We start from the raw sequence: 6,559 nt of genomic DNA, 5'->3' as shown, positions 1-6,559 counted from the left end.
GGGTATTGGTGCTATGATCGGCATCGCTCAGTCCGGTTGGTGATTTGGGATATTCAGCGATTGATCAGATCGCATAAACCGGACTGAGTTCCCCCTGAGTGATCTACTATTCCGAGCAGTTATTTAGGGCTCTCATTATCCCGTGTGGGGGAATTAATGTGGTTCCCACCGCTTGCCGCCGTATTTGGCGTACTTCTGGTGTGCAAAATTTCAGACCGTCTGGTGGCGCGTGGCATTGAGCCAACACGTGCGCGACTGATTATTATCTGGTCGGTCACCTGTCTTTCTCCACTGGTCTTCCTTTTACCTTCTGTCACCAATGACATTGCCGCAACGGGTATTATGACGGTTATCAATTTTATGTGTACGGCCTGGCTAAGCATGGCAACCATTATGATGGGCGGCCTTGCCCCAAGAATAGCCATTGCCACCGCTATTGGCATTATGAGTGCATTAGGTGGAATCAGTTCCATTATTTTCAATGGGTTTGTAGGGACAATTATTGACCACTTTGGTTATTCCGTACCGATTTATGCCGGCGCACTACTTCATCCCCTGGGAGCCATTATTCTTGCAATCTATTTTTTATCCAAAAAAAACACCTTAGTCCATCAGGAGCGTAGTTTATGAAACAAGATGTTATTCCCTCGCTAATTGGTGAGGCATGTGCAGATTTTACCGTTCTGTACTGTCTGGTTACGCATGAGGAATATTTGTTTGCCGCATGGTATGACCCGTCCCACCGTATAACCATTGGCTGTCGGGCACCGTTCGCTGAAGAATGGGAGACGTTCCAGCCGGAGGGCTTCTGGATTGAGGAGCGACATCGCTTCTCAAATATAACGGATTATGATTCACACAATTATCTGACACTGGCTATTGATGCTGAAGGTTATATTCATTTGGCCGGTAACATGCATGTCGATCCGTTAATTTATTATCGCTCACAAAAGCCGCTGGATATCTGCTCAATACAACCTGTGTTATCAATGGTGGGCGAGCGCGAAAATCGAGCCACCTATCCACTCTTTTTTAAAGACAGCAACGGACGATTGCTGTTTCGCTACCGGGATGGATGCAGCGGCAACGGCGATGATATATACAACCGCTGGGATGACCAGAGTAAAACCTGGGGCCGGTTGCTGGACACGCCGCTACTCAATGGTGACGGGGAACGTAATGGTTATGCCAGACCACCGGTAGTCGGGCCAGATGGTTACTGGCACATGATCTGGATGTGGAGAGAAACGCCCCATTGTGAAACCAACAACAATTTGTCCTATGCCCGCAGTCGGGATCTGCTGCACTGGGAAACCTCTGCTGGCAAGCCACTGACATTACCCATTTCCCGTTCAACAGGAGAAATTGTCGACCCTGCCGCACCGGAAGAGGGTCTGATCAATATGGTTCAGGAAGTGGGATTTGATAATCAGGGGCGTCCTGTGCTGATTTTCCATCGCTACGACGAACAGGGTTATTCCCAGGCCTGGCTCGCAAGGCCTGACGGTAAAGGTACGTGGCTGAAAAAACAAATCAGCCGATGGGATTTCCGCTGGGATTTCAAAGGCCCTGGCTCCATCCCCCCTGATGTGATCCTCTGTCCTCCGCGTCCGGTGGGGCATTCCCGACTGGAAGTTGAATGGCAGACAGCAAACGCTGGCCAGGGGATATGGATAATCGATGAAGAAACACTGCAGGTCATTGCTGATAAAGCAGTTTACCGGGCCATGTGCACTACGCAACGCCAGCCCCGACAGCATATTCACCCTGACGCGGTGGTTCAACTGGTTGCCGCTCTGGACAGCGACGGGCACGAACAACACCGCTACTGGCTACGCTGGGAAACGCTACCCATCTTCCGCGACGTTCCCCACCCTGTTGAAGTGGGTGCTACGCAACTGGAGTTGATTGATACCGGTATTGAGTAAGATGGAAACCCGTCCTTACGACGGGTTACTGACATTGATTCGGCGAAATACCGAACTGCTTACGAAACAGACGGGAAAAATAGCTAATATCCGTAAAACCACAATGTATCGCAACTTCTGAGACGGTCATCTGAGAAAACTGCAGGCAATATTTTGCCTGCAGCAGTTTGAGAAGAGAAAGATATTGCTGTGGGGAAATTCCGGTATATTCGGCAAAACCACGTTGCAGAGTACGACGGGATATCGCAAACATCTGACATAATCCATCAATATTCAGTGGTCGATCCCAGTGGTTATTTAACCAGATGATTATCTGGCTAATACGATCATCACTGGAGCTAAAATCGTGTGTTTTGTATCGCCATTCGCTGAGAATATGCAGCGCCTCAAGAAAAACCATCTCTTTATGACTCTCGGCAAAAAATTTATCCATAAACGCCCCCTCTTGATGAGCTGAAAGACGGCTAATGACATGTTTCATTATCCGCATATCTATTTGCCAGATATTTGTCTCATCCTCTGCGGGAAGTAAATGGTCTATCCCTTTGATAATATTAAACTGATCGCGCCCCAGATACAGGAGATTTACCTGGTTTAAATTATTCATATTCTCAAAGAGATGGTAGTCCTGTCGATTTAGATAGCAAAGTGTCCCGGCGGTCAACAAATACGGCTTTTCATTGATAACATGTACGCCGCTCCCACTCTCCACCAAAAAAAGCTCACAATATTCATGGGTATGTTCACGACTGATACTTTTCTCTGGCTGCCAGAAATGGAATACCACCTTTTCCATAGGATGGTGGAAATGAGTATCCCTTGGAAGAACAAGTGTCATAACAAACCCTCTTTAGTCCCCGCGTCCCGGGCCTAACAGATAAGAAGTACATTTTATAATCTATGACCTTATGAGGCAGGATAAATTGATTTGCATCACGAATATGAAACATCATTTTATTTCATGGGATAATGCGTTTCTATAACATTATTGATAGTACAATTGACAGTGTACATAAATGCCATCCTCATGCATTTCCTGTCATAATAGTACAAATGGTATTGATATGTTTCACAGTCACATCGCCAGGGCCTTTCCACTATTTTACCCTTCGATAAAATCACACTTCGACAGCAACAGGTAGTATTAACACATTTTGTAAAATTAGTTCTGACAGTCCATCCAATGTTGGCTTAAACGCAACAACGTTGTGTCATGGTGAATTTAAAACACCCCATAACATTAATTCTGGAATAATAGAAATGATAATCAGAAAATTAACCCTGGCGGGCATGATATTCAGCATTTCCTTTCCGTTGTTTGCAGCTGAAATATACAATAAAGACGGTAATCAGCTACAACTTACGGGCGCTGTGCATGCGCGACATTATTTTAGTGATGATACGTCGTTGAACGGAGACAACACGTTTATTCGTTTCGGATTTAAAGGGCAAACACGAATTAATGAATGGTTATCAGGTTATGCCCAGTGGGAAGTTAACGTTCAGGCTAACCATACTGAATCTGGCAGCGATGCTCAAACCGGGAATGCCACGCGTCTGGCATACGCGGGGCTGAATGCGGGGACATTCGGTTCCCTCGATTATGGTCGTAACTGGGGCGTTGATTATGATCTGGCATCCTATACAGACTATGCGCCGATTTTTAACAATCTGACCTTTAGTGCGGGCGATAATTTTATGACCGGCAGGGGGACAGGATTATTGACATGGCGTAATCACGATACATTTGGTCTGATTGACGGTCTTGATTTTGCTGTCCAGTACCAGGGCGCTAACGACAGTTCAGAAACAACAGGCAGTAGTCGTTCAGCCATAAAACAGAACGGAGAAGGGTACGGAATGTCGCTGACATGGCATGCCACAGATGAAATCAGTATCGTTGGTGCTGGCTCATCATCTCGGCGTACGGCGGCTCAACAGGCGCTATCACTGGGTAAAGGCGAGTATGCTGATATGTGGGGGGGCGGTATTAAATATGCCGGTAAACAACTCTATCTGGCGACCATTTATGCGGAAACCCATAATCTGACGCCAATAAAATCACTGGGTTTTGCCAATAAAACCCGCGACTGGGAAGCGGTAGCCGGATATCAATTTAATAACGGAATCAGGCCTCAGGTAGGTTATTTTTGGTCACGTGCGTTTGACATTGAAAACACAGGAAATGTAGATTTAATTCGCTATCTTGATTTAGCCATGATGTATTACTTTAATGACAACATGGTCACTTATGTCGACTACAAAATAAACATGCTCGACAATAACCAACAATTTGGTATCACCAATGATGATGTGATTGGTTTTGGTTTAACGTATCACTTCTGATTGCCCCATTAAAAGCTGAGAAGGATCTTCGGCTTTTTTCACCGTATTGTACGAAAAGGAGGGAATATTCGCTGCGGCGTGATGAACCTTATCAGATTCTCTCCCGCACCAAATGCCCGCTTTGATGGGAGGCCGTTCGGCGGGCCGGGTGACATTCTTCATGCGTCCCGGGCAGGTAGTATTTGCCATCAGAGAATGGCCTCGTCCCTCCCGGGCAACCGTTCATGCCCGGCTGGCCATTTTTTCCGGAGAGTCCGGCCCCACCGTTAGCATCATCTGAGCGCCACAGTCTGTTTGCGCTACTCATGCCCCTCTCACCAGAGTAGCTCAATACTGAGCATACCAGGACAGACAACAGAATAAAATTTACTGCGTTGCCCATACCTTAACCTCTGCCGCGCCGTTTACCTGACGGTCATGGAATCAGCCTGCTGTTCAGTCACTTTCAACGCCGTTCCGGCGATTGCCTCATGGAGCGCCTCACGGATTGTCATCCGACCTTTAACCGGGTTTACCCTCACCGACGCCGTCCGGCTGAGATCCGTCCGGATAAAACACCCGGTTCCGTGCGCCAGCGCCTGGGCGGTTTCATCAAAGCGATAAAAATGGATATCGTAATCCGCCATAGCGTCGCATTTTCCCTGTGGAAAATGAACGTTCGGTGAAGTGCTGCATGCAATAATGAAAAAAGCCATGCTGGTACTTAAAATCTTCCAATAAACGGACCGCAAGGTTGATTCTATTACATTCACTCTGTTGACTCCTTCAGCAACGTCACGTAAAGATAGCGATGACAAAATCGTTAATCTACTATTTCAGCGAACCATTTTTATTTGAAATTTACCTGAAACAGAAAAGTTGTCAGGCCATAAATCATCCATCGTACTGACGACAAGCGGGTCCTGGCCCATGCAAGCCGATAAGACTGGGGAAACAACAGGTAACATTTTATCTTATTTAACAATTAATTATGTTAAGCATTGGCCTATGACGAAAATGCATCAGGAAATCTGGCACCTTTTCCCCCATTCTTGTCCCATAATCAAAGGAAGAGGGTTCCCCCTCAAGATGTCGATACGCAATCAGGTTGTTCTCAGTGGATAACGTTCTATCACCATAAGCTGGAAAGTCGCCTTCCGGACCTGAGTAAATACCCCCGCATTTTTCTACCCCCCAATTTTTTGGCAATGGTGCAACGGTAAAAATTAACATTCACGCTCTCTGCCCCCATCCAGCGTGTTCTGACAAGAGCGCTTCGCGCTTGATCATATTCCAGCGTCCATCACAAATGGTTCCGGGAGAACGCCTTACCAAGATCCGCATACAATCTATCCACTACCACCCGGATCCGGGGGGAGAGATTTCTGGAAACGGGCCATAGCGCCGTAACTGGGGCATCATGTTCGGGAGTCTTAACCGGTATTATCCTCAGTTCTCCTTTAGCGATTTCGTCTCCGGCCAACCAAGTTGACAGAAAGGCAATCCCCATCCCCCTGACCGCCGCATCCCTCAATGCCTCCCCGTGGCTGACAATGTAACGGATAGTGGGTTCAAGCAGGACCATGTGACCATTTTCATCCAGCACTTTCCAGGGCAAGACTCTGCCGTCCCTTGAAAAGCCAAGACAAGCATGTGAAAGCAACTCTTCTGCGCAGCCAGGCAATCCATAGCGATTAATGTATGCCGGCGAAGCACAAATGACAGAGCGCTGAGTGGCGATTTTTCGCCCGGCAAGACTGGCAGAGTTACCTGTATCACCGAGCCGTACAGCAAGATCGATATTTTCCTCGATAAGGTCGACCCGGCGATCGGTAAAAGTGATATCCAGTCTGAGCGCCGGATACTCAGCACACAGTGTAGCAAGGACAGGCATGACACAAATCCGGCCATATGAGACGGGGAGACTGATGCGCAGCGTACCTGAAACCACCTTTTTGCGCGACGCCAGAAGAGATTCTGTTTCATCAAGCTCATCCATAACCCTGAGGCAGCTCCGGTAATACAATTCTCCCTCTTCGGTCAGGCTGATGCTGCGGGTGGTCCGGTTCAGCAGTTTAACACCGAGCCGTTGTTCAAGTCGGGCAACATGTTTACCGGTTGCCGATTTTGATACCCCCATCCGGACTGCGGCAGCGGTAAAGCTACCTGTCTCCACCGTATGCACAAAAGCAGCCATGCTGAGTAACTGAGAATGCAGGATGAATGCCATTCGATTGTCTCCATTTGAGAGGAAATATGATTCATTTATATCGCAATACACGCCGTATTGTTGTCAATAAGATGAT

General features: G+C 47.4%; 6 protein-coding genes. 3 read left to right on the top strand and 3 right to left on the bottom strand.

Annotation, left to right across the window (positions count from 1 at the left end; all coding sequences use genetic code 11):
* The first annotated feature begins 156 nt into the window (after positions 1-156).
* Positions 157-630 (top strand): hypothetical protein, encoded by a 474-nt coding sequence (locus tag ABK821_RS08510; RefSeq protein WP_395033917.1) that lies wholly within the window; start codon positions 157-159, stop codon positions 628-630.
* A complete protein-coding gene (locus ABK821_RS08505) occupies positions 627-1,928 on the top strand; it encodes a BNR repeat-containing protein (RefSeq protein WP_142501532.1) in 1,302 nt (433 codons plus the stop codon). The genes ABK821_RS08510 and ABK821_RS08505 overlap by 4 nt, the downstream gene beginning before the upstream one ends.
* A 25-nt stretch (positions 1,929-1,953) precedes the next feature.
* Here ABK821_RS08505 and ABK821_RS08500 read toward each other — a convergent pair whose 3' ends face one another.
* Positions 1,954-2,766, bottom strand: a complete 813-nt coding sequence (locus ABK821_RS08500; protein ID WP_138361535.1) for a helix-turn-helix domain-containing protein — start codon at positions 2,764-2,766, stop codon at positions 1,954-1,956.
* A 422-nt stretch (positions 2,767-3,188) separates the two neighbouring features.
* Between ABK821_RS08500 and ABK821_RS08495 the strand changes: the two genes are divergently transcribed.
* A complete protein-coding gene (locus ABK821_RS08495; protein WP_142501533.1) occupies positions 3,189-4,274 on the top strand; it encodes a porin in 1,086 nt (361 codons plus the stop codon).
* Positions 4,275-4,678: 404 nt separating this feature from the next.
* Here the strand turns inward: ABK821_RS08495 and ABK821_RS08490 are convergent, their stop codons facing one another.
* The gene (locus ABK821_RS08490; RefSeq protein ID WP_241675631.1) at positions 4,679-4,900 is read right to left on the bottom strand and encodes an STN domain-containing protein; all 222 of its coding nucleotides are present in this window, start codon (positions 4,898-4,900) and stop codon (positions 4,679-4,681) included.
* A 656-nt stretch (positions 4,901-5,556) separates the two neighbouring features.
* Positions 5,557-6,483 (bottom strand): LysR family transcriptional regulator, encoded by a 927-nt coding sequence (locus ABK821_RS08485; RefSeq protein WP_138361538.1) that lies wholly within the window; start codon positions 6,481-6,483, stop codon positions 5,557-5,559.
* Positions 6,484-6,559 lie beyond the last annotated feature (76 nt).

This window comes from Klebsiella sp. KE9456 (genome assembly GCF_043832615.1).
Taxonomy (GTDB): Bacteria; Pseudomonadota; Gammaproteobacteria; order Enterobacterales; family Enterobacteriaceae; genus Klebsiella; species Klebsiella indica.
The sequence above is the reverse complement of the archived record's forward strand: the minus strand, read 5'-3'. Positions and strand labels throughout refer to the sequence as shown.